The sequence below is a fragment of the Rhodococcus sp. 2G genome, from assembly GCF_001886355.1.
Lineage (GTDB): Bacteria > Actinomycetota > Actinomycetes > Mycobacteriales > Mycobacteriaceae > Rhodococcus > Rhodococcus pyridinivorans.
In genome coordinates this window covers 347,192-369,455 of record NZ_CP018063.1, presented here as the reverse complement: position 1 = coordinate 369,455, position 22,264 = coordinate 347,192, and the positions used below count along the sequence as shown (strand labels likewise).

The 22,264-nt window shown below is 69.7% G+C and carries 20 protein-coding genes; 9 read left to right on the top strand and 11 right to left on the bottom strand.

What is annotated here, in order from left to right; all coding sequences use genetic code 11:
• Nucleotides 1-132: 132 nt before the first annotated feature.
• Both BO226_RS01810 and BO226_RS01805 read left to right on the top strand, forming a co-directional pair.
• On the top strand, nt 133-810 hold the full coding sequence (locus BO226_RS01810; RefSeq protein ID WP_006553845.1) for a hypothetical protein: 678 nt from the start codon (nt 133-135) through the stop codon (nt 808-810).
• Nucleotides 811-1,030: 220 nt separating this feature from the next.
• On the top strand, nt 1,031-3,619 hold the full coding sequence (locus BO226_RS01805; RefSeq protein ID WP_071936323.1) for a helix-turn-helix transcriptional regulator: 2,589 nt from the start codon (nt 1,031-1,033) through the stop codon (nt 3,617-3,619).
• Here the strand turns inward: BO226_RS01805 and BO226_RS01800 are convergent.
• The 5 genes from BO226_RS01800 to egtA form a co-directional block, all read right to left on the bottom strand.
• Nucleotides 3,588-4,814, bottom strand: a complete 1,227-nt coding sequence (locus tag BO226_RS01800) for an MFS transporter (RefSeq protein WP_071934504.1) — start codon at nt 4,812-4,814, stop codon at nt 3,588-3,590. The two genes, BO226_RS01805 and BO226_RS01800, sit on opposite strands and share 32 nt — an antisense overlap.
• Nucleotides 4,815-4,878: 64 nt before the next feature.
• A complete protein-coding gene (gene egtD / locus BO226_RS01795) occupies nt 4,879-5,835 on the bottom strand; it encodes an L-histidine N(alpha)-methyltransferase (RefSeq protein WP_071934503.1) in 957 nt (318 codons plus the stop codon).
• Nucleotides 5,832-6,581, bottom strand: a complete 750-nt coding sequence (gene egtC, locus BO226_RS01790; RefSeq protein WP_006553841.1) for an ergothioneine biosynthesis protein EgtC — start codon at nt 6,579-6,581, stop codon at nt 5,832-5,834. The genes egtD and egtC overlap by 4 nt, the downstream gene beginning before the upstream one ends.
• Nucleotides 6,574-7,866 carry an ergothioneine biosynthesis protein EgtB gene (gene egtB, locus BO226_RS01785; protein WP_071934502.1) on the bottom strand — a complete coding sequence of 431 codons (1,293 nt, stop codon included), beginning with the start codon at nt 7,864-7,866 and terminating at the stop codon, nt 6,574-6,576. Before egtB ends, egtC begins: the two co-directional genes overlap by 8 nt.
• Entirely contained in the window at nt 7,863-9,092 is a 1,230-nt protein-coding gene (gene egtA / locus BO226_RS01780; RefSeq protein WP_037216302.1) for an ergothioneine biosynthesis glutamate--cysteine ligase EgtA, read from the bottom strand. The genes egtB and egtA overlap by 4 nt, the downstream gene beginning before the upstream one ends.
• A 154-nt stretch (nt 9,093-9,246) precedes the next feature.
• Between egtA and BO226_RS01775 the strand changes: the two genes are divergently transcribed.
• From BO226_RS01775 to pth, 3 genes are all read left to right on the top strand, one after another.
• A complete protein-coding gene (locus BO226_RS01775; RefSeq protein WP_006553838.1) occupies nt 9,247-10,425 on the top strand; it encodes an aminotransferase class V-fold PLP-dependent enzyme in 1,179 nt (392 codons plus the stop codon).
• 218 nt (nt 10,426-10,643) lie between these two features.
• A complete protein-coding gene (locus tag BO226_RS01770; RefSeq protein WP_006553837.1) occupies nt 10,644-11,252 on the top strand; it encodes a 50S ribosomal protein L25/general stress protein Ctc in 609 nt (202 codons plus the stop codon).
• 95 nt (nt 11,253-11,347) lie between these two features.
• The gene (gene pth, locus BO226_RS01765) at nt 11,348-11,920 is read left to right on the top strand and encodes an aminoacyl-tRNA hydrolase (RefSeq protein ID WP_006553836.1); all 573 of its coding nucleotides are present in this window, start codon (nt 11,348-11,350) and stop codon (nt 11,918-11,920) included.
• Between the two features lie 55 nt (nt 11,921-11,975).
• Here the strand turns inward: pth and BO226_RS01760 are convergent, their stop codons facing one another.
• Entirely contained in the window at nt 11,976-13,613 is a 1,638-nt protein-coding gene (locus tag BO226_RS01760) for a fatty acyl-AMP ligase (protein WP_071934501.1), read from the bottom strand.
• 205 nt (nt 13,614-13,818) lie between these two features.
• Here BO226_RS01760 and BO226_RS01755 point away from each other — a divergent pair, with 205 nt between their 5' ends.
• Together BO226_RS01755 and BO226_RS01750 are read left to right on the top strand one after the other, a co-directional pair.
• A complete protein-coding gene (locus BO226_RS01755) occupies nt 13,819-15,528 on the top strand; it encodes a peptide chain release factor 3 (RefSeq protein WP_071934500.1) in 1,710 nt (569 codons plus the stop codon).
• 95 nt (nt 15,529-15,623) lie between these two features.
• Nucleotides 15,624-16,274: a hypothetical protein gene (locus BO226_RS01750; protein WP_033098253.1), complete on the top strand. Its 651-nt coding sequence runs from the start codon at nt 15,624-15,626 to the stop codon at nt 16,272-16,274.
• A 34-nt stretch (nt 16,275-16,308) separates the two neighbouring features.
• On the opposite strand, the gene BO226_RS01745 is transcribed toward BO226_RS01750, so the two are convergent.
• The 5 genes from BO226_RS01745 to BO226_RS01725 form a co-directional block, all read right to left on the bottom strand.
• The gene (locus tag BO226_RS01745) at nt 16,309-17,349 is read right to left on the bottom strand and encodes an enoyl-CoA hydratase/isomerase family protein (protein WP_064852187.1); all 1,041 of its coding nucleotides are present in this window, start codon (nt 17,347-17,349) and stop codon (nt 16,309-16,311) included.
• Between the two features lie 49 nt (nt 17,350-17,398).
• Complete coding sequence (locus BO226_RS01740) at nt 17,399-18,070, bottom strand: pyridoxine/pyridoxamine 5'-phosphate oxidase (RefSeq protein WP_039584567.1); 672 nt, start codon at nt 18,068-18,070, stop codon at nt 17,399-17,401.
• Nucleotides 18,071-18,095: 25 nt separating this feature from the next.
• Nucleotides 18,096-18,530 carry a VOC family protein gene (locus BO226_RS01735; RefSeq protein ID WP_024103221.1) on the bottom strand — a complete coding sequence of 145 codons (435 nt, stop codon included), beginning with the start codon at nt 18,528-18,530 and terminating at the stop codon, nt 18,096-18,098.
• Nucleotides 18,531-18,544: 14 nt separating this feature from the next.
• Nucleotides 18,545-19,027 (bottom strand): nuclear transport factor 2 family protein, encoded by a 483-nt coding sequence (locus BO226_RS01730; RefSeq protein WP_024103220.1) that lies wholly within the window; start codon nt 19,025-19,027, stop codon nt 18,545-18,547.
• A gap of 134 nt (nt 19,028-19,161) precedes the next feature.
• On the bottom strand, nt 19,162-19,770 hold the full coding sequence (locus BO226_RS01725; protein ID WP_006553828.1) for a TetR-like C-terminal domain-containing protein: 609 nt from the start codon (nt 19,768-19,770) through the stop codon (nt 19,162-19,164).
• Between the two features lie 101 nt (nt 19,771-19,871).
• Between BO226_RS01725 and BO226_RS01720 the strand changes: the two genes are divergently transcribed.
• A complete protein-coding gene (locus BO226_RS01720; RefSeq protein ID WP_071934499.1) occupies nt 19,872-21,386 on the top strand; it encodes an acetyl-CoA acetyltransferase in 1,515 nt (504 codons plus the stop codon).
• Nucleotides 21,383-22,177, top strand: coding sequence for an enoyl-CoA hydratase/isomerase family protein (locus BO226_RS01715; protein ID WP_071934498.1), 795 nt, complete (start codon nt 21,383-21,385; stop codon nt 22,175-22,177). Before BO226_RS01720 ends, BO226_RS01715 begins: the two co-directional genes overlap by 4 nt.
• Nucleotides 22,178-22,264: the final 87 nt, after the last annotated feature.

Genomic DNA, 22,264 nt, shown 5'->3' with positions numbered 1-22,264 from the left:
TGCTGTGTGGCGCAATGGTTTGAAGGACGCGCCGGGACGGGGATGATCTTCGTCACGCCGCGTGAAATCGTCGCAGGTCGTGCGAGACCCCCCTCCCCTGCGTAACTCGGCTTTCACCTAAAGTGGCACCTCGTGACCGACGCGCAAACTCTCGAAGCCCCTACGGAAAACGCGACAATCCGAACGGTCCGACGATGGTCGCCGGGTGCGTGCGTCTGGTGCGGCGACACCGACTCTGTCGAGGTCTTCCGCAACGAACCTCGCTGTGCCACATGCCGTAAGCACGAAGCCGTCATCGACGAGGCCCGCAAGTTCATGGGCATGTACGGCCTGCGCCCCATCGGCGGCACCCTGCAGTCCGACGACGAGGAGGAATACGAGCACCGCCTCGCCGCCCGCGAGGCCCGCCGCGCCCTCAACGACATCCGTCTCGCCGAGCAGCCCGACCCGGCGCTCGTGCGCAAGGCCTTGCGTCCCCGCGCCGCCGCGATCACGGAGGGCCACACCGGTTCCTCCGCGCAGACGTCGACGCGTCCGGCCTCCGCGACCCGCAGCTCGTCCGCTTCGGCCAAGCCGGCGAAGTCCGCGGCTCCGGTCCGGACGGGCGCCGTGGACGTCGAGGAGATCCAGACCCGGGCCCTCGCGCTGCTCGATCAGCTCTCCGCGATCGACGCGCAGCTCGCGCTCGTCGCCGAGCAGAACGGCCTCGCCGCCCGCGCCCGCCGCAGCGATCTGGAGAAGCAGAAGGCGACGATCCTGCGCACCCTCGCCGCACTCGAGAAGGCACGTCTGAGCGCATCCGGCAGCTAGTCGCCGGCTCACACCACCGCAGCCCCGTCCCGCTCCGTCGAGTCCGCTCGACGGTCCGGTGCCGGGGCTGCCGTCGTTACCGCACGTCACGACGGTTGTCGTTACCGCACCTCACGACTACGGACCAGGTAGTCTGTGATCGACCAAGAGCCTGTCGGGGGCACTGCTCGGGCCTTCCCGCCTGTGCAGATCCGGGCTGAAGCCTTCCGAAGGAGTGCGCGTGAGTGTTTCCGACTCCCCTCGCGTCGGTGCACCCGCGTGGCGTTCCTTGTCCTCGGCTCTGGCGCGACCCCGATTGTTCGCGTGTCTCGACCGGTGCTCCACGCTGACGGTGATCGACGCTCCCCCGGGTTTCGGCAAGCGGACGCTCGTCGCGGGATGGCTCCATCGGGGCGGCGCACCCGACCACACGATCGTCTGGGTTCCCGAACTCACGACGTCCGGCGACGGCGACCTGCCCGAGCATGTGCTCGCGGTCCTCGCCGATCACCCGGCCGTCGAGGTCGCCGACGACGGTCCCGACGATTCCCCGTTCGAGCGCGTGGTCCGTACCTTCCGCGATCTGGGGTCGCCCTGCCTGCTCGTGCTCGCCTGTGTGTCGCCGCAGAACTCGGCCGAGGTGCTCGAAGCAACCCTTCGGCTGCTCGACCGGTGCCCCCTGCTCGATGCGATCGTCTGCCTGCCGGGAAACAGCACCGACATGACCGAGGTCGTCCTCCGCGGGATCGACTCCACGTACGTCCCGGCGGCCGATCTCGCGTTCACCATCGAGGAGACGACGACGCTGTTGCGCGACGCCGGACCGGAGCGCTCCGACAGCGAGTGCGAGGTCGTGTGTCGCGTGCTCGGTGGTGTGCCCACCCTGGTCTCGGCGGCCGCGGCCGTCGCCCGGAGCCGGCCCCAGCGCCTGATCGACTCCCGCGGACTGCCGACCCCGGCCTTGGCCCGCCTCGTGCGGACGTATGTGGAGAGCCTGCTCGACGAACTCGACGACGCGCACCGCGAGTTCGCGTTCTCGGTCGCCGCTGCCCACAGCGTCACCGCCGAGCGGGCGGCCGAACTGACGGGCGCGGCGGACCCCGAGGCCGCACTCGCGACGCTCGCCGCGGCCGGCCTCCTGATGGATTCGCCCTTCGACGATCCCCGGACATGGCGGTGGCCCGACGCCGTCCGCTCGTGCGTGCTCGACATCTCCCGCCGAGAGCAACCCGGACGTGTCGACGCCCTGCTCGTCGAACTCGCCCGGGCCCATCGCGACGCCGGCAGGCCCGCCGAGGCGTCGATCTATGCCGTCGAGGCCGGCGACTGGGAGACCGCCGTGGCGATCGTCGAGGAATCCTGGGCGCGCATGGTCGACAGTTCTTTCGACGTTCTCGTCAAGGTGCTTCGGCAGATCCCCGACCAGGAGCTCGGCGACCATCCGTCGGTCCAGGCAGGTCGCGCGCTGTTCACACAGATGCTCGACGAACATTCGATCCTGCACGCCTCCCTGCCCGCGGATCCCGACGAACTCACCGAGCTCGGGAAGACACCCGGCGCCGCGCAGGCCCTCTACGTCGCGACGGTGCAGACCCTGACCCTGCGGGTCTCGGGCGAATTCGGTGAGGCCGCGCGGTTGACGCTGCTGTTGCGTCCGCTCGTCGATTCGATCCTCGAACACCGGCCCGACGATCTCGGTCCGCAACTGCCGCTGCTGCGCGTGCAGTGGGCGATCACGCTCCAGCTCGCCGGATATCTGACCGAGTCCACCACCGTCTTCCGCCGCGCCTACCGCGGTGCGTACGCCGTGAACATCGCCTTCGTCATCCAGAACGCCGCGGGCAGCTCGGCGCTGAACTGGGCGGTGACGGGCGACAATCCGCGCGCCCGGGAATGGCTGCGCATCGAGAGCAACGCCGAGCCCACCGAGGGTCGCTGGGGCGAGATGGTCAAGGTGGGTGGTCGCGTGGCGTCCGCGCTCGTCCACCTCGACTCGCTCGAGCTCGACCGTGCCGTCGGATATCTCGACGAGCTCGGTGTCCCGCGGGTTTCGGAGGAACTCTGGGGATTCGTCGCCTACGGCCGGGCCTACTACAACCTGGCGGCGGGCAACGCCTACGACGGACTCACCGAACTGCACCGGCTCATCGCTTCACACCACGATCTGTTCGACCGCGGCGCGTTCTCGCGCATCCTGCTCGGGGCCGCCGAGATCGACCTGCAGCTGGCGCTCGGCAACGGCAACCTCGCGCGCGCCCTCGCCGAGGAGTCGCCGCAGACCCATCCGATGCTCGTGGTGACGAACGCGCGTGTCGAACTGTTCACCGGTCATCCGGAGATCGCGCTCAAGAAGCTCAAGCGTGTTCCGTGGACGGAGTGCGGCTTCCCGCGCGCACATGTCGAGGCGTTGCTCATCGAGGCGAGCGCCCACCTCGATCTCGACAAGAAGGACGCCGCGGTCCGCAGCTGGCAGCGGGCCTGCACGCTCGCCGAGGCCCTCGGCAACCGCCGCGCCTTCACCACTCTGGCCGAGGGTGTCGCCGGGCGTCTCGCGGAGCCCGGCGGTCTCACCGTCCCGGACGAGGAGATCGGGTCCGTCTTCACCGAACCGGTCACCCATGTCGAACTGTCCCGGCGGGAGACAGACGTGCTGGAGTTGCTGGCGCTGGGATCGACGCACGCCGACATCGCGAAGAAGTTGTTCGTCTCGCACAACACGATCAAGACCCAGTTGCGCAGTATCTACCGCAAGCTCGGCGTGCACACGCGGGTGGAAGCCATCGGCCGGGCGCGCGATCTCAGGCTGCTGCCGGTCCGCCGCTCGCTGTAGCCGAACGCGCACGCATCCGGGCGGTGAGCCGAAGATCGAGCGCCCACACGACACCCGCGAGCGCCGCCAGTCCGACACCGAGCACACACACCGCGGTCCACCCGCCGGCGCTCCACGCCATCGTGCCGAGCGCCGAACCGGACGCCGCACCGATGAAGTAGCCCGTCATGTAGACGGAATTGACGCGCGAGCGGGCGTCGGGGTCGAGGGCGTACACGATGTTCTGGTTGGTGATGTGCACGAGGTTGAGCGCGAGGTCGACGACGAGCATCCCGACGACGAACCACACCAGCGAACTCGCACCCGCCGCGAGCGCCGCCCACGACGCGATCAGCGTGAACACGCCCACCGCCGTCGTCGGCGGTCCGTAACCGCGGTCGACGAGCCGGCCCGCCGCGGTCGCGGCGAACGCACCGGCCACCCCGGCCAGCCCGACGAGCCCGATCTGCAGGTCGTCGAGGCCGAAGGGCGGGTCGGACAGCAGAAACGCCATCGTCGAGAACAGCGCGCCCACCGACGCGAAACCCAGCCCGCCGAGCAGGGTCCGGGTGCGCAGGCGAGGATGCGTGACGATCAACGTCCCGAGTGATCGCAGCGTGCTGCCGTAACCCTGACGGACCACCGGTGGCGTCGCCGGCAGCACCCGCCACAACGCGAGCGCCACGATCACCATCGCGACCGCGCTCACCCGGTAGACCGTCGTCCAACTGTCGCCGAGTTCGGCGAGGATGCCCGCGACGCTCCGGGCCACGAGGATCCCGACGAGCAGACCGCTCATCACGGTGCCGACCGCGCGACCCCTCGATTCCGGCGTCGCGAGGGTCGCCGCGAACGGCACCAGCACCTGCGCGGCCACCGAGAACAGACCGGCGACAGCGGTGCCCACCACGAGCACCCCGATGTTCGGCGCGAATCCGCTCAGCCCCTGCCCCGCCGCCGCGGCCAGCATGAGCATCACCGCCAGCCGCCGCTGCGGGAACATGTCGCCGAGCGGCACGAGGAACAGCAGGCCGAGAGCATAGGCGACCTGCGCGACCGTCACGGTGGAGGCGGCGGCCGATCGGGAGGTGTCCAGTGCTTCGGCGATCGAGTCGAGCAGCGGCTGGTTGAAGTAGTTGCCACCCACGCACAGACCCGTCGCCACGGCCATGAGCAACAGGACCGGGGTCGTCAGGACGGGACGGGAGGACGCCATGTCCTCCAGCGTCCCGTGTGGGCGCGGCGGAAGTCGAATCGGCTCGTCGGCCGCCTTTCGAGGACTACTCCCGGGATGCGGCGAGCAGGACGAACCGTCCGTCCGGATCCACCCATTCGTGCCGGACCACGAATCCCGCGTCGGCGAGTTCCTGCGAGATTCCGACGAGGCGGAACTTCGCGGAGATCTCGGTCCGGATCTGCTCACCCTCGGCGAAGGAGATCTGCAGGTCGAGACCCGGGATCGTCACGTCCATCGCCTCGGTCGCCTCGAGGCGCATCTCGATCCACTCGTTCTCCGGGTCCCAGACGGCGCGGTGCACGAACCGGGCGGGATCGAAGTCGGCGCCGAGCCGGTCGTTGAGCACCCGCAGGACGTTCCGGTCGAACTCCGCCGTCACGCCGGCCGCGTCGTTGTAGGCGGCGATCAGGGTGTCGCGGTCGATGACGAGACCGGCGCCGAGGAGCAGCCACTCGCCGGGATGGAGGATCGCGGCCGTCCCGGCGAGGAACTGTGCGCGTTCGCTCGGGACGAGATTGCCGATCGTGCCGCCGAGGAACGCGATCGCGCGTTTCCCGCCGGCCGGCAGATGCGTGAGCGAATCGGTGAAGTCGCCGACAACCCCGTGCACCGTCAGGTTCGGATACTCCGCCGCCAGCCGGGTGACGGCCGACCGCAACGCCGGTTCGGAGACGTCCTGCGGCACGTAGGTGTGGAGATACGGTTCGAGGGCGTCGAGCAGCACGTGCGTCTTCTCGGACGACCCGGAGCCGAGTTCGACGAGCATCTCGGGGCGGGCGGCATCGGCGAAGTCGGCGGCGTGCTGTCGCAGCAGTGCGAATTCGGTGCGTGTCGGATAGTACTCGGGCAGTCGCGTGATCTCGTCGAACAGTTCGCTGCCCCGCGCGTCGTACAGCCAGGTCGGCGACAGGTACTTGGGATCGGACGTGAGTCCGCGCCGTGCGTCCTCGCGCAGTTTGGCGTCGAGGTCCTCGGGGCGCAGATGCACGTCGACGATCACGGTGAACCGACCTCCAGTGGTGAGACGATGAGTTTGCCCGGCATCGCGGCGACGAGATGCCGGTCGGGTACGGGTTTCCAGCGGCTGTCGTCGTCGAACGGTTCGGACGCCACGATCGCGACCTGCTCGTCGACGAACGTCCACAGCGAGTGGTACCAGGCGGTGGCCCAGATCCCGGATTCGTTGCACAGCAACATGTTCAACCGTGATTCCGGTGCGAGTTCCAGCACGTCGTGGACGAGTGAGATCAGCGCCGGCTCGGGATCGGCCGAGCGCAGGCGCGACTGGAGCAGGAGCCACAGCGTGGCAGCATCGGTCGGTGATTCGAGCTGCAGCAGTTCGGCGACGGGAAGCGCGCCGGCGAGGGTGACGAGCGATCCCGGCCAGCCCCGGACGACACCGTTGAGACTGAACGCCCACCGGTCGTCGGAGAAGGGCGCGGCCGCCGACCGTTCGACGGGCATCCCCTCGGTGGCCGAGCGGGTCGCGGCGACGACGGTGCGCGACCGTATCGACGTCAGGCCTTCACCGACGAAGGGATCGGACCAGATCGGCAACGCCGACCGGTAGCGCCCGAAGGTGCCCTCGGCACTCCACCATCCGACACCGAATCCGTCGGCGTTGATCGTGCCTCCCCCACGCATGTCGGTGGGCGCCCACGACTGGCGGAGCAGCGAGTTGGTTCCGGTGGACAGCAGTGCCGCGACGTTCGTCTCCGGCCCGATGTACGCCAGATGTCTACACATCGCCCGTCCCGTACGCGACGCGGAGCCCGGAGAAGATCTGACGGCGGATCGGCAGATCCCAGTTGCGGAAGGTTCCGCGGCACGCGACCTCGTCGGTTCCGAACGAGCCTCCGCGCAGAACCCGGTGTCCGTCGCCGAAGAAGACCTCCGAGTACTCGCGGTACGGGAACGCGCGGAAGCCCGGATAACCGGTGAACGGTGTGGACGTCCACTCCCAGACGTCGCCGATCAGCTGGTGCACCCCGAGCGGTGACACTCCCTGCGGATACGCGCCGACGACGGCGGGACCGAGATGACGCTGACCGAGATTCGCGTGGTCGGGACCGGGATCCTCGTCGCCCCACGGGAATCGGCGGCTGAGCCCGGTGGCCGGATCCCAGCGTGCCGCCTTCTCCCATTCGGCCTCGGTCGGAAGACGTCCACCGGCCCAGCGGGCGAACGCCTCCGCCTCGTGGAAGCACACGTGCACGACCGGCTCGTCCGGGTGCAGCGGCATCGTGCGGCCGAAGGCCGTTCGGCTCCATTCGGTTTCGTCGCGACTCCAGAACTGCGGGGCCTCGAGACGGGCGTCGAGGCGGTGCTGCCAACCTGCCTCGCTCCACAGTTCGGGCCGCTCGTACCCGCCGTCCTCGACGAACCCGAGGTAACGGCGGTTGGTGACGGGCACCGCGTCGAGTTCGAACTCCGGCACCTCGACGACGTGTGCCGGGCGCTCGTTGTCGAGGGCCCACGGATCGGTGGACGTGCCCATCTCGAATGCGCCGGCGGGGATCCGGACACGTTCGGTGTCGCGGACGGTTCCGGTGCGCGGCGCTTCCGGCGCGTCGAGCAAGGGTGGACCCTGCCGTAACTGGTGCGTCGCGAGCATCGTCTCGCCGTGCTGCTGTTCGTGCTGCGCGACCATCGCGAAGACGAAACCCTCGCGGGTCAGATCGTCGTCGAATGCACTGTCTTCGAGCACATCCCAGGTGAGCTCGCGGACGGCACGCGCGTAACGGCGGGCGGCGTCGGGGTCGAGCAGCGGCAGCCCCGTGCGGGTCGCGCGCGGATGCCGGAACGCGTCGTAGAGATCGTCGATGTCGCCGCGAACCGCAGGGCGCCTGCCCGCGACCCGCACGAGCCAGCGCTCCTCCTGGTTGGCGATGTGCGCGAGATCCCACACCAGCGGGCTCATCAACGGCGAATGTTGTGCGGTGAGATCCTGTTCCGGCACGGAGGCGAGTACCTCGGTGCGGGCACGCGCCCGCTCGAGGTGCCGCCTGAGCGCAACACGAGCAGGTGTCACCGCACCTCCTCACCCGGCGCCAGACCGCGCAGGCACCGTGCCGCGGCCGCGTCGAGCGCCGCGGTGAACCGCATGTCGCGGGAGGACTCCGCCGCGAGCGAGAGCAAACCCGCCGCGGCAGCACGCAATTCGAGCGAGGCGAGACCGACGCGGGCCGCCTCGGACCACTGGTCGCGCACCGGCGCGGCGATCGCGCACGCCTCCGCGGAGACCTCGGGCGCCGACAGCAACGCCTCGAGAGCCGCGACGGGCACCTGCCACGACTCGGCCGGCTGGGCGTCGAGATAACGCACCTCGAGATGCCCGCACGGACGAACAGGCGGGAACAGCGTCGTCATGTGGTAGTCGAGGTCGTCGATGGTGGGTCGACGGTGGATGTCGGCGTCGAGCTCGCCCGCGAGCCACGCCGCGAAGGTGGCGCCGGGCGGTGCGTACCATTCGGGCATTTCCGAACGCACGCAGGTCAGCGGTGCGTCGAGCACCCATGCGGGGTAGTCGGCGGGATGGTCGACGTGACCGAGTGCGGGATCGAGTTCGAGCCACGTGCGCATCCGCTGCGACGCCCAGTCGCCCTCCGGAGCACCTCGCAGCCGGGGCGAGCACGCGAAGGCCGCGATCATCGCCGGGCCGATGGCGTGGAGCAACTCCCAGCGCTGCACCACCTCTGCCTCGTCGCGTCCCGCGTCGACGGAAACCTGTATGGACGCAGTGCTGTTCATCATCAACCGGCCCATCGGGCCGATCCGGTCGTAGCGGAGTTCCATCGCTCCGTAGCGCGGGGTGCGCAGCAGACGGTGGGGAGGCCGCACCTCGTCGGCGGCGCGGTCGAGCATGGTCACCGACCGGCGGGCCAGCAACGCCCGGAGCATGCGGAGGTCGGCCGTGAGCCGATCGCACACCTGCCGTGCCGAAGTGCACGGCACGCTCGACAGCTCGATCTGACCACCCGGCTCGACGCTGACCGCGCTGCCCGACGGCAGGGGACGGGCCGACGACGACGGCGCTACCGTGCGCGGCGCGTGGGGCCCGAGGGCCTCGACGAGCCTCGTGAGTTCGGGACGCGATTCGGTGCCGTCGGCCCGCGCGGTGAGCCATTCGAGCTCGACCCCGATCAGCCTGGGGATTCCCAGCCGGAATGCCCTGCTGCGGACGTGGTCCTCCGCTGCTGCTCGGGAGCCGAGGTCCTTGCGGGCACGGGAGGCTGCGGCATCGACTGCCATTGCCATTCGTCCACCCCCTCGGCCGGTGCGCCAGGTCTGCGGTCGAGACTAACCCGCCGGGGGACACGACGCGCGGATAACGCACCGGTGCGTGCGCGAACGCACTCCACCGGGCAGGCTCGACCCCGACGATACGGACGACGGAGGAGGTGAGCGGCCCGTGCTGGACCTCCAGGCGGCCCGACGCGACACACCGGGATGCTTCGACCGGGTCTTCCTCGACAGCGCCGGCTCGTCGCTGCCCCCGGCACCGGTGCTCGAGACGATGCTCGCGCACCTGCGCCGCGAGGCCGAGATCGGCGGGTACGTGGCGGCCGACGAACGGCTCGACGACCTGACGGCCGTGAAGACCTCGCTCGGCCGCCTGTTCGACGTGCCGGAGACCTCCCTCGCACTGTCCGACGGCGCCTCGCGGGCGTGGACGTCCTTCTTCTACGCGGTGCCGCTGCGACCCGGCGACCGCATCCTGATCTCGCAGGCCGAATACGCCGCAAACGCGATCGCCGCGCTGCAGCGCGCGCGGGCGACCGGCGCCACCGTCGAGGTCGTTCCGTCCGATCCGTCCGGCCGCGTCGACGTCGAGGCGCTCGAGGGGATGCTCGACGAACGGGTGCGGCTGGTGTCCGTCGTGCACGCCCCCACCAACGGCGGGCTCGTCAACCCGGTGCGGGAGATCGCCGACGCCGCGCACGCGGTCGGGGCGCTCGTGCTGCTCGACGCGTGCCAGTCGGTGGGGCAGCTGCCGGTGAGCGTGCCCGAACTCGACGTCGACGCACTGTCGGGCACCGGGCGCAAGTGGCTCCGTGGGCCGCGCGGCACCGGTTTCCTCTACGTGCGGCCGCGCCTGGTGAGCGAACTCGAACCGGCCGTTCTCGACCTGCACAGCGCCTCGTGGACCTCGGCCGACAGCTACGAACTCGCTCCGGACGCCACCCGCTTCGAGATGTGGGAGGCCGGAGTGGCGGCCCGGCTCGGGCTCGGCGCGGCCGTGGACTATCTCCTCGATCTGGGTGTCGACGCCGTGGCCGAGGCGGTGGCCTACCGGGCCGGGCACGTGCGCGAGGGGCTCGCGGGCATCGACGGCGTCACCGTCACCGACCTCGGCGAGCAGCGCAGCGGCATCGTCTCGTTCACCGTGGACGGCCGCGACCCGCGGGAGGTCCGCGACGCCCTGGCCGAGCGGTCCGTGACGGTCACGGTCAGCAGCCGCAGTTCGACGCTGCTGGACATGACCTCGCGCGACCTGCAGTCGGTGGTGCGGGCGTCGCCGCACTACTTCGTCTCCCCCGCCGACGTCGACAGGTTCCTCGCCTCGGTGCACGACATCGCCCGGTCGTGAAGCTCACGCGCGTCGACGACAGGGCTGTTTGTCCCTGATCGACGTCGTCCGGTAAAGTGGTTCGAGTTGTCTCGGCGAGGGTGAACCGCAATATCGCTGGATCACCGTGATCGACGCGGCTGCGACGGAAGCAATGTGCTCCCCGGTCGCACGTGTCGGATCCGTTCGTTCGAGAACACCCGACCACCAAGTGCCACCAGCGTAGGAGCCGTCACATCATGTCCGACGAGAATCGTCTCGTAGCCAGCGTCCGCACCGAGTTCGGCAAGGGTGCCGCACGCCGCGCCCGTCGCGCCGGCCAGGTCCCCGCCGTCCTCTACGGCCACGGCACCGAGCCCCGGCACCTCGCCCTCCCCGACCTCGAGTTCGCAGCCGTGCTGCGTAACCACGGCACCAACGCCATCCTCACCCTCGACGTCGACGGCGAGGATCAGCTCGCGCTGACCAAGTCGGTCGTCGTCCACCCCATCCGTCGCTACATCGAGCACGCCGACCTGCTCGTCGTGAAGAAGGGCGAGAAGGTCACCGTCGAGGTGCCCGTCGTCCTCTCCGGTGAGGCCGGCTCCGGCACGCTGGTGGTCAACGAGGTCAACACGATCAAGCTCGAGGCCGACGCCCTGAACATCCCCGAGGAGATCACCGTCTCGATCGAGGGCGCCGAGGCCGGCACCCAGATCCTGGCCGGTGGCGTCGAGCTGCCCGCCGGCGCGACCCTGCAGGACGATCCCGAGCTGCTGCTCGTGAACATCGTCGAGGCTCCCTCCGCCGACGCCCTGGAAGGCGCCGAGGGCGAAGAGACCGCAGAAGAGGCCTCCGAGGAGGCCTGAGCCTTCACCGGCTCCCTGTGAAGTCACTCGTGCGGCGCGTCATCCCTTCGGGGTGGCGCGCCGCACGTCGTTCGAATGCACGGAAGGATCAGTTCGTGGGCGACGACGCCGCGCTCGTGGTCGGTCTCGGCAACCCCGGCCCGAAGTACGAGAACACCCGGCACAACATCGGATTCATGGTGGCCGACGTGCTGGCCGGACGCGTCGGCGGCAAGTTCTCCGCGCACAAGCGCAGCAACGCCGACATCGTGCAGGCCCGGCTCGACGGGCGGCAGGTGATCATCGCGAAGCCGCGCACCTACATGAACCTGTCCGGCGGTCCGGTCGCCTCCCTGGCCAAGTTCTTCTCGGTCGATCCCTCGAACGTGATCGTCCTACACGACGAACTCGACCTGGACTTCGGCACGATTCGGCTCAAGCTCGGCGGTGGCGAGAACGGGCACAACGGCCTGCGGTCGACCTCGTCGGCGCTCGGCACCAAGGACTACCTGCGGGTCCGGATGGGCATCGGCCGCCCTCCCGGCCGCCAGGATCCCGCCGACTTCGTGCTCAAGCCGTTCTCGGCGACCGAACGCAAGGAACTCGACGTGTGGTGCGAGGAAGGCGCCGACGCCGTCGAACTGCTGCTGAGGCTCGGCCTCGAGGGCGCCCAGAACCGCATCCACTGACCGCCCGCCTCCGCCGAGGCCGGCGCGGTCGCAGCGGCGTCGCGTGGCGCGGTGGTCAGGCCCGCGTCAGCAGTGCCAGCGAGGTGCCGCGACGCAGCTTGCCCGAGGAGGTCTTCGGGATGCTGCCGGGACCGAGTACCGCGACCGTGCGGGGCCGCACGCCCACCTCGGCGACCACCGCGTGCACGACGTCGTGTTCGATGCGGCGCACCTCGTCGGGGTGGTCGAAGAGTTTGGTCTCCACGGCCACCGCGAACGATTCGCGCTTGTCCCCCGCGTCGAGCCGGATGGCGACGGCGTTGCCGGGACGCACCCCGTCGACGGTCCCCGCCGCTCGCTCGATGTCGGTGGGATAAATGTTGCGGCCGCCCATGATGATGACGTCCTTCACCCGGCCGCACACCACGACGAGACCTTCCTCGGTGAAGTAACCCACGTCGCCGGTGTCGAGCCAGCCGTCGGCGTCCTGCGCGGGTACGGGTCCGTCCACGGTGAGATAGCCGTGCGTGACGGCCTCGCCGCGCAACTGGATGATGCCCACGCCGCGGGGTGGCAGCACCTGTCCGTCACGGCCGACGACCCGGCCCTCGAGACCGGCCACGAGACGGCCGAGGGTGGGCATGCGGCGCGTGTGGGTGCGGTTGGTCGGCACGGCCATCCCGCCGGCCTCGAGCAGGTCGGGGTCCACCACGTCGAGCACCATCCCGCGTCCCGGATCGGGGACCGACACCGCGAGCGTGGTCTCGGCCATCCCGTAGGAGGGCGCGAGGGCGGACGGGTCGAGACCGAAGCGCTCCCCGGCCTCCGCGAGGGCCTCCATCGTGTCGGGATCGACCGGCTCGGCGCCGTTCCACATCCAGCGCATCGACGACAGGTCGAGCGCGCCGTCCGGCGCCTGCGACAACTTCCGAGCCAGCAACGAGTAAGCGAAATTCGGTGCTGCAGTGAGCGTTCCGTGATACTTGCTGATCAGCTCCGCCCACAGGATCGGAGAGCGCAGGAAGTCCAGCGGCGTGACCGACACGACCTCGGCGCCCACCTGCATGGGGACGCTGAGGAAGGCCACCATGCCCATGTCGTGGAACAGCGGCAGCCAGCTGATCATGACGTCGTCGTCGAGCGAGAACTTGACGCGGTCCATCATCGCCGTCGCGTTGGCGTAGAAGTTGCCGTGCGTGATCCGCACCGCCTTCGGCGAGCCGGTGGACCCGGACGTCAGCTGCTGGAGCACGATGTCGGACTCCGCCGTGTCGACGGGATCGACGGGCCTCCCCTCCCGCATCCGCTCCACGGTGACGACGGAGACGCCCCGCTCGCGCAGCAGCGGCTCCGCGATCTCGAAGGGTGCGCCGAGCACGACGGCGCGGGCGTCGATCATCCGCAGGACCACCTCGGTGTCGCGCGACCACATCTGCAGGTCGGTGCGCGGCGTGGGCTGGTGCAGCATCGTCACGCTTCCGCCGCGCATCCACACGGCCTGGCAGACCGGTGCGATGTCCACCGGTTGTCCTGCGAGGACACCCACCGCGTCGCCGGGTCCGATACCCGCCGCGGCCAGTGCGCCGGCCATGCGGCGGGCCTGCCGGTGGATCTCTCCCCAGTTCTGCCGCAACGGCGTATCCGGTTCGCCGGTGACCAGAGCCCCGGTGTCCGACTCCGCCGTCGCGTACATCTCCTCGGTGAACCTGCTCACGACCCGCTCCTCGTCCGGTGGTGCACGACCTCGATCAAGATCCGGTAGTTGCACATCAGCGTGCGCCGTCGAGTGGTCGGTATGGGGCGGCCTCGGGGAAACGTGATCGAATCTGGCGGAAATCGACACCGAATCGCCGAGTAACATGGACGAGTTGGCGGCGATAGCGCCCCTACTCCCTGCCCCCTTCGAGAGGTTTTTCCCGTTGAGCACCCCGCACGCTTCGGCCGACAGTCAATCCACCGGCACGACGGAGCCTGCGCAGTCCTCCGGCACAGCGAAGCCCGGGGCCGCGAAGGAGGTCAGAGCCGAAGCCGAGCGCAGACGCACCTTCGCCGTCATCTCCCACCCCGACGCCGGTAAGTCGACGCTCACCGAGGCGCTCGCCCTGCACGCGAAGGTCATCTCCGAGGCCGGCGCGGTCCACGGCAAGGCCGGCCGCAAGTCGACGGTCTCCGACTGGATGGAGATGGAGAAGGCCCGCGGCATCTCCGTCAGCTCCACGGCCCTGCAGTTCAACTACACCCGCTCGGACGTCGCGGGCACCGACGACGAGGTCGTCAACGTCGTCAATCTCGTCGACACCCCCGGTCACTCCGACTTCTCGGAGGACACCTACCGCGTCCTCACCGCCGTCGACGCCGCCGTCATGCTCATCGACGCGGCGAAGGGTCTCGAGCCGCAGACCCTGAAGCTGTTCCAGGTGTGCCGCCACCGAGGCATCCCCGTGGTCACCGTCATCAACAAGTGGGACCGACCGGGCCGGACGCCGCTGGAACTGCTCGACGAGATCGACGAGCGCATCGGCCTGATGCCGACTCCCCTGTTCTGGCCCGTGGGCATCGCCGGCGACTTCCGCGGTCTGCTGCGTCGCGGCGAGGACGGAGACGCGGCCGAGTACATCAAGTTCACCCGCACGGCCGGTGGCGCCAAGATCGCGCCCGAGGAGCATCTGTCCCCCGCCGAGGCGCTCGCCCTCGAGGGCGACACTTGGGTCGAGGCCGCCGAGGAGTCCGAACTGCTGTCGTCCAACGGCCAGGATCACGATCAGGAATTGTTCCTCGCCGGGCAGACCTCGCCGGTGATCTTCGCGTCGGCGATGCTCAACTTCGGTGTGCGGCAGATCCTCGACACCTTGGTCACGCTCGCACCGCCACCGCGTGCCCGTCTCGCCATCGACGAGACCGCTCGCGAGGTCGACGATCCGTTCAGCGCCGTCGTGTTCAAGGTGCAGGCCGGCATGGACACCGCCCACCGCGACCGGCTCGCGTTCATGCGTGTCGTCTCGGGTGTGTTCGAGCGCGGCATGGTCGTCACGCACGCGCAGACCGGTAAGCCCTTCGCCACCAAGTATGCGCTGACGGTCTTCGGCCGCGAACGTTCCACGGTGGAGAACGCCTATCCCGGCGACGTCGTCGGCCTGGTCAACGCCACCGCGCTGGCGCCGGGGCATACCCTCTACATCGACAAGAAGGTGGAGTTCCCGCCCATTCCGTCGTTCGCGCCCGAGCACTTCGCGATCCTGCGGGCCGAGAGCGCCTCGAAGTACAAGCAGTTCCGCAAGGCCGTGGACCAGCTGGATTCCGAGGGCGTCGTGCAGATCCTCCGCAACGACGTCCGCGGCGACGCGTCGCCGGTGATGGCGGCCGTGGGTCCGATGCAGTTCGAGGTGGTCGCGGCGCGGATGAAGGCCGAGTACAACGTCGACCCGAAGATCGAGCATCTCGGCTACTCGCTCGCGCGTCGCACCGATGTGGCTTCGGCCGACGAACTGAACCGCCAGCGCGGCGTGGAGGTGTTCACCCGGTCGGACGGCGTGCTCCTCGCTCTCGTCAGCGACAAGTGGCGGCTGCAGTACATCCTCAAGGAGTTGCCGGAGCTGACTCTCGAACCGTTGGTCGCGGCGACCGACTGAGCGTCCCGGCAATGCCGGACGGGTAGTGCGTCCAGCGGATTTTACTGATACTTTCCCTTTCGTCGATCCGACGTATTCGGGTGGAATCAGGAGTTGTGTCGATGAACGACGACGTACCGGCCGCAGCCGGTGAGGACCTGTCGTCCGGTGGGACGGCGGATACGAGCAGGCGATCCGGACGCGCGAAGCGCTCGGGCACCTTCGTCTACCCGCTGCCGAGCACTCCTCTTCCGAGCAGTACCCCGCTGACGAGCACGCCGGATCCCGGAACACACCGCATGAGCGTGGGGGATGCATCGTCGCTCGAAGGTGACCCGGCCGGCGGGGTGGGCGCCGGCAATTCCGAGGAAGGAACGACCCTGGTGAGCAGCACCGGCACGAACGGCTCCGCGAGTGGGCCCGCCACCACCACGACGACCCCGACGGCCACCGAGAGCCTGGGCACGATCACCGCACCGGGTCCGGTCCCGTCACGGCGCAATTCGATGGGCGTGGCGTCGGTGCGTATCGCCGCGCGACTCGCACAGAACGAACTGACCTCCCGCGACTCCCGCAGCACCGGAGCGCACGGCGACCCGCGTAGCACCGGATCGCACGGCGACCCGATAGCGGACAACGATGAACTGCTCACGCTGCTCGGCGAGTACCTGCTGGCCGGTGGACTCGAGAAGCCCGAGATCCACGCGACCCTCGGTGGGCAGCCGATCGTCGTCGACCTGCAGGTACCGCAGCGTCACGCCCGGTAGAGGTCACGCCCGGTAGAGACGGGCAGGTCGCGGGTTATCCGTCGCCGAACAGTGCGGCGATCGCCGCCGGATCGACGTCCTCGAGCGTCGCGGGCGACCACTGCGGGTCGCGGGTCTTGTCGACGAGCACGGCGCGCACACCTTCGATGAAGTCCGGCGTCGCAGCGACGCGCACGGCGACGTCGAGTTCGCGGGCGAAGCATTCCTCGAGCGTGCTCTCGGCACCGCGTCGCATCAGTTCGGCCGTGGCCCACACGCTCGTCGGCGACAACGACCGCAGGGCCGTGCGAGTCTGCTCGGCCCACTCGGCGTCGATGTCGGCGAGGCTGTCGAGGCGGGTCACCATGTCGAGCACCGTACCGTCGCCGAACACCGTCTCGATGTCGGGGAAACGCTGCGCCAGGGAGGATTCGGGGGTCGGTTCGACGAACTCGTCGAGGGCGTCGCGCCACTGCCCGGCGCGGATGCGGTCGGCGAAGTCGTCGATGCGGGCACTGGGCACGTAATGCGTGGCCAGGCCGACGGCCAGCGCGTCGCCGGCATCGATGCGGGCGCCGGTGAGTCCGAGATACATCCCCACCGCATCGCACCGCGCGGTGGTGCCGCGCAGGCGCGGGAGGAAGTGGCTCGACCCGATGTCGGGAACGAACCCGATGGCCGTCTCGGGCATGGCCATCGTGGTCTTCTCGGTGGTGACGCGCACCGCGCCGTGCACCGAGATACCGAGCCCGCCGCCCATCGTGACGCCGTCGAGGACCGCGAGATACGGCTTCGGGTAGGTGGCGACCAGCTCGTCGAGGCGGTACTCGTCGGCGAAGTACTCGCGGACGGTGTCGAAGCACCCCTCGAGGGCCAGCTCGCGCACCGGCTTGACGTCGCCACCGGCGCAGAACGCGCGGTCGGACGTGCTGGTGACGAGCACGGCCGTGACGGCCGGGTCGTCGCGCCAGGCGAGAAGCGACGAGCGGATGTCGCGGATCATCGACCGGTCGAGCGCGTTGAGCGCACCGGGACGGTCGAGTTGCACTTCGCCGACTCCGTTGGCGACGCGTGTGCGGATGAAGGACTCGTTCACGGGCGGGAGCCTACCGGTCGCGGGCGACTCGTCCCGGCCACGCGACACGTCACGGATGAAGTTCCTCGGTGACCCACCGGTCCCCCGCACGCCGGTAGCGATACCGCAGGTGCCGCCGGCCGGGATCCGCCTGCCAGAACTCCACGGCCTCAGCGGCGACGCACCACGCCGTCCAGTGCGGCGAGACGAGGTCCGGATCGTGTTCGAGCGCGGTCAGGCGTTCCCGTACGAGGTCGTCGTACTCGGCGGAATCGGTGAGGACCTCGCTCTGGTGTCCCGTGGATGCGACGGCACGGGCGAAGACCGACCGTTCCCGGAAGTCGCGGGCACACACCTCGGGTGGGCCGGCCAGGACGGGTCCGCGCACGCGTACCTGCCGGCCGAGTTCGCGCCAGTACACGGTGAGCGCGACGGCCGGTGTCGCGTCGAGCTGGCGGCCCTTCGGGGAACGGTCGTCGCCGGAGAACCACCAGCCGTCGTCGGTGACGTCCTTGATCAGCAGCATGCGCGCGTCGGGCGTCCCGGACGGGTCGACGGTCGACAGGGTCGCTGCGTGCGGCTCGGCGACGCCGGCCTCGGCCGCCTCGGTGAGCCAGCGGAGGAAGGTCTCCTGCGGCGTCGCGGCCGGTGCGAACGGCGGCGCGGACGCCGTGAGGGTGGGCAGGGCCCGGATCCAGCCGCGGGTATCGGGAAACTCACTGCGACGCGCGATCTCACTCATCGCCGCATGGTACCGATTCGGGAGCTCACTCCCGAGGTGGCGGCAGCTTGCCGGTCAGGGGGCCGACGAGCATCCAGCGATGCCCGAAGGGGTCGAGCAGGGTGGCGTTGCGATGACCGTGGGCCTCGTTGATCCACCTCTCGACCGAACCGCCGGCCAGACGGGCGCGGGTGAGCACGGTGTCGGTGTCGGCCACCTCGAGCATCAGGCTCACCGAGACCGCCCCCTCCTGCGGCGCCGTGAGTCCGAGTTCGGGGAACTCGTCTGCGAGATAGATCATTCCGCTGGGGAACCGCAGTTCGGCGTGCCCGACGCGACCGTCGTCCATGACGACCGGTTCGGCGGTCAGCGAGGCTCCGAAGACCCGGGTGTACCACTCGATCGCCTCGTGGGCCCGCGGCACCGTCAGATAGGGCAGCGCCCCCGGACGGGGAAAATCGCCGGAACCCTCCGAGACCATCTCGTCGTTCCCGCTCAGGACGCTTTCGGTTGCTGCAGCAGCGCCCATCGATTGGTCGTCAACCGGACCGAAGGCGAGTCGCCCATGCATGTGACCGTCTCCCAGTTGCGTTGATATCCGGTGCGGCTGATCCGCCAGCATCCGTCGTCGCCGAGGCTGTACCGATCGTGATAGTAGGCCGAGCCGCGCAACATCATCCCGTCCTCGGGGATGATCACGGTGTCGGACAGCAACCACACCCCGGTGGCGCTGCGGCCGTCGTCGGCGATGTCGATCTCGGGATGGGAACAGGTGTGCTCCGTGATCAAGCGCGTTCCCAGCGTGTTCTCGAGGAAACCTATGAAGGCGTCGCGTGAGTCGAAAACGAGATGCTCCCCGTAGACGGCGTGTGCGTCGGGGGTGAGGGTGTTCGCCAGCTCGTCCCAGTCCTTCGTATCGAGCGCTCGCGCATAGCGGTATTTGAGCCGCGTGATCTCCGCTACCGCCTGCACATCCATCGTCGGCCTCCCATTGGCGCCCCCCTGCGAGTATTCGCATTCCAGGCTAGCCCGGACGACCGGCGCAGACGGCCGGAATCACACTGTTACCAGGCAGCATTCGATCGCGATTCGGTCACGGGAGGGCGTGCCGGTCACGACTCGGGACGACGCAGCGCGCGGATGGTCGCGTCGACGACGAGTTCGGCGTAGTCGTCGTCGACGTTCTGGGCCGGGGTGGCCAACGCGAACAGGGCATGACTGAGCACGGTGCCGGTGACCATTTCGAGCAGCAGCGTCGCCGAGGTGTCGGCGGGGAGTTCGCCGCGCTCGACGGCGCGGTGCACGATCGTGCGCGCCGCGAGCACGCGGCTGCGGTTGAGGGTGTGGATCAGCCGGGCGAGCAGTTCGGGGTTGGCACGGGCGTCGAGCGCGACGCGCAGGCTCGCCAGGCCGGGGGTGGTCCGGTAACCGCGCAACAGCTGCCGGGCGAGTTCGACGAGATCGGATCGGAGCGCGCCGGTGTCGATCGGCACGGGCAGCGGGCTGCGCGCTTCGAGGGCCTGGACCAGCAGGTCGTCCTTGCTCGACCACCGGCGGTAGAGGGCGGCGCGCCCCACCCGCGCGCGTCGTGCGACCGCGTCGAGCGTGAAACCACGCCAGCTCGTCTCGGAGTACACCTCGAGCACGGCGTCGAACACGCGGTCCTCCAGGTCGGCGTCGCGGGGGCGTCCGCGGCGGCGCGGTGCGGGTGCTTCGGTCACGTCGGAAAAGTGTGCCAGACCACTCCTCGATTTACAGACTGAAATCGTCCGCATTAGGCTGGCGGCGTCCTCCTCCCCCAAGAGCAGACCGAAGGAACGCCATGACCGACCCCACTCGGGTTCCCGTCGTGATCGGGGTCGGCGACCTGCGCTCCGGCCGTGCCGGTGCGCCCGCCGACCCGCGTGAACCGCTCGACCTCATCCACGAGGCCACCCTCGCCGCGATCGCCGACTCCGGCGCCGATCTCGCCACGCGGATCGACACCATCCACGCGATCAAGACCGCGAGCTGGAACTACGACGACCTGCCGGGCCTGCTCGCCGAACGTCTCGGCGCGACGCCCGAGCACACGTCGACCACGCCGATCGGCGGCCACTGGCCGGCAGCCCTGCTCGATCGCATCGGCCACGACATCGCCGCGGGCACCAGCACCGTCGCGCTGCTCGTCGGCGGCGAGGCGCAGGCCTCGGCGACCAACTCGTACAAGGCCGGAACGGATCCGGTCACGCTGGGATGGACCACCGCCCCGGGCGGCCCCGCGCCTATCAGCAACAAGGACCTCGGCAGCCCCGCGATGCAGCGCGCCGGGATGATCGTCCCCACGCGGGTCTACCCGCTGTTCGAGAATCGGCTCAGCCACGATCTCGGGCACTCGCGCGAGAAGTCGCTCGACTGGTCGGCGACGCTGTACGCCGCCTTCTCCGAGTTCGCCGCCGAGAACCCGGCGTCCTGGAACCCCGAGCGCCGCACCGCCGACGACATCCGCACCATCGCCGCCAAGAACCGCCTCGTCACCGACCCGTACCCGCTGATGGTCAACGCGATGCCGTTCGTCGACCAGGCCGCTGCCGTGGTCGTCACCTCGCTCGCCGTGGCCCGCGAATTCGGTGTCCCCGACGACCACCTGCTCTACGTGTGGGGCGGCGCCGGCGCGACCGAGCCCTCGGACGTGCTCGCCCGCGGCGACTTCGGACGCTCCGCCGCACTCGACGATGCGCTGCGGCGCACGCTGTCGGCGAGCGACCTGCGTCCCGGCGACTTCGACATCATCGACGCCTACAGCTGCTTCCCCGTGGTCCCGAAGCTGCTCATCGAGCAGCTCGGCCTCCCCCGCGACACCGTCCCGTCGGTGACCGGCGGCCACTCCTTCTTCGGCGGCCCGCTCAACAGCTACACGCTGCACTCGGTGGTGTCGGTGGCCAAGCGGCTGCGCCAGGACGGCGAGCTCGCCCTCGTGCACGGCAACGGTGGCTACCTGACCTACCAGCACGTCGTGGTCCTCGGCTGCGCGCCGCACACCGACGGTTACGTCGGCGACCCCGAGCACGTGCTGCTCGAGCCGTCCGCGCCGGAGACAGCCACCGATTACAGCGGCGAGGTCCAGATTGTCACCGCCACGGCCGAATTCGGTCGCGACGGCAACCCGTCGATCGGTTTCCTCGTCGGCCTCACCCCCGACGGCCGGCGTGTCTCCGGCCAGACCGACGCCACCGGCGCCGCAGTCCTCGCCGCCGGAGCCGACATCGTCGGCGAGACCGTCCACGTCACCGACGACGGCGGCATTCTCACCGTCACCCGCATCGAACACCTGTGCCCCGAGGAGTACCGGTCGTGAGCGAACCCGTCGTTCACGTCGAGAAGCGCGAGCACGTCCTGCTCGTCACCATCAACCGCCCCAAGGCGGCCAACAGCATCAACGCCGACGTGCACCAGGCACTCGGTGAGGCCTGGGACCGCGCCGAAGAGGACCGCGACGTGCGCGTCGTGGTGCTCACCGGCGCAGGCGGCGCCGTCTTCTGCGGCGGCGCCGACCTCGAGGCCCTCGGCACCAAAGGACCGGACGGCGTCACCCCGCCCGAAACCGCCCACTGGGGCTTCGCCGGTGTCGTCAAGCACCACATCTCCAATCCCGTCATCGCCGCGGTCAACGGCACCGCGCTCGGTGGTGGCACCGAACTCGCCCTCGCGAGCGATCTCGTCGTCGCATCCGAAACCGCCGAATTCGGTCTGCCCGAGGTGCACCGCGGCCTGATCGCCGGTGCCGGCGGCGTGTTCCGCATCGGCCAGGCCATCCCCCGCGCCGTCGCGATGGAACTCGTCCTGACGGGCAAGCCGATGTCGTCCGCCGACGCGCTGCGCTGGGGCCTCGTCAACCGGGTCGTCCCACAGGACGAGGTCCTCGACACCGCTCTCGCTCTCGCCGCCGACATCGCGAAGGGCGCCCCGCTCGCCGTGCAGGCCAGCAAGACCGTCGCCCGCGGCATCATCGACGGCAACGTCCCCGCCGAGGACCTGCCCTGGGAACTCACCGACAAAGCCCTCGCACGTCTCACCACCAGCGCCGACACCCTCGAAGGCGTCATGGCCTTCATACAGAAGCGCGAACCCGTCTGGAAGGGCGAATAGGCATGACCACCACCGAAGGGGTTCGTCGGGCCTGATCTCGGCGCTGTTCAGCCACGGCATCGCCACCCCGCACATCGTCTCGTCGGG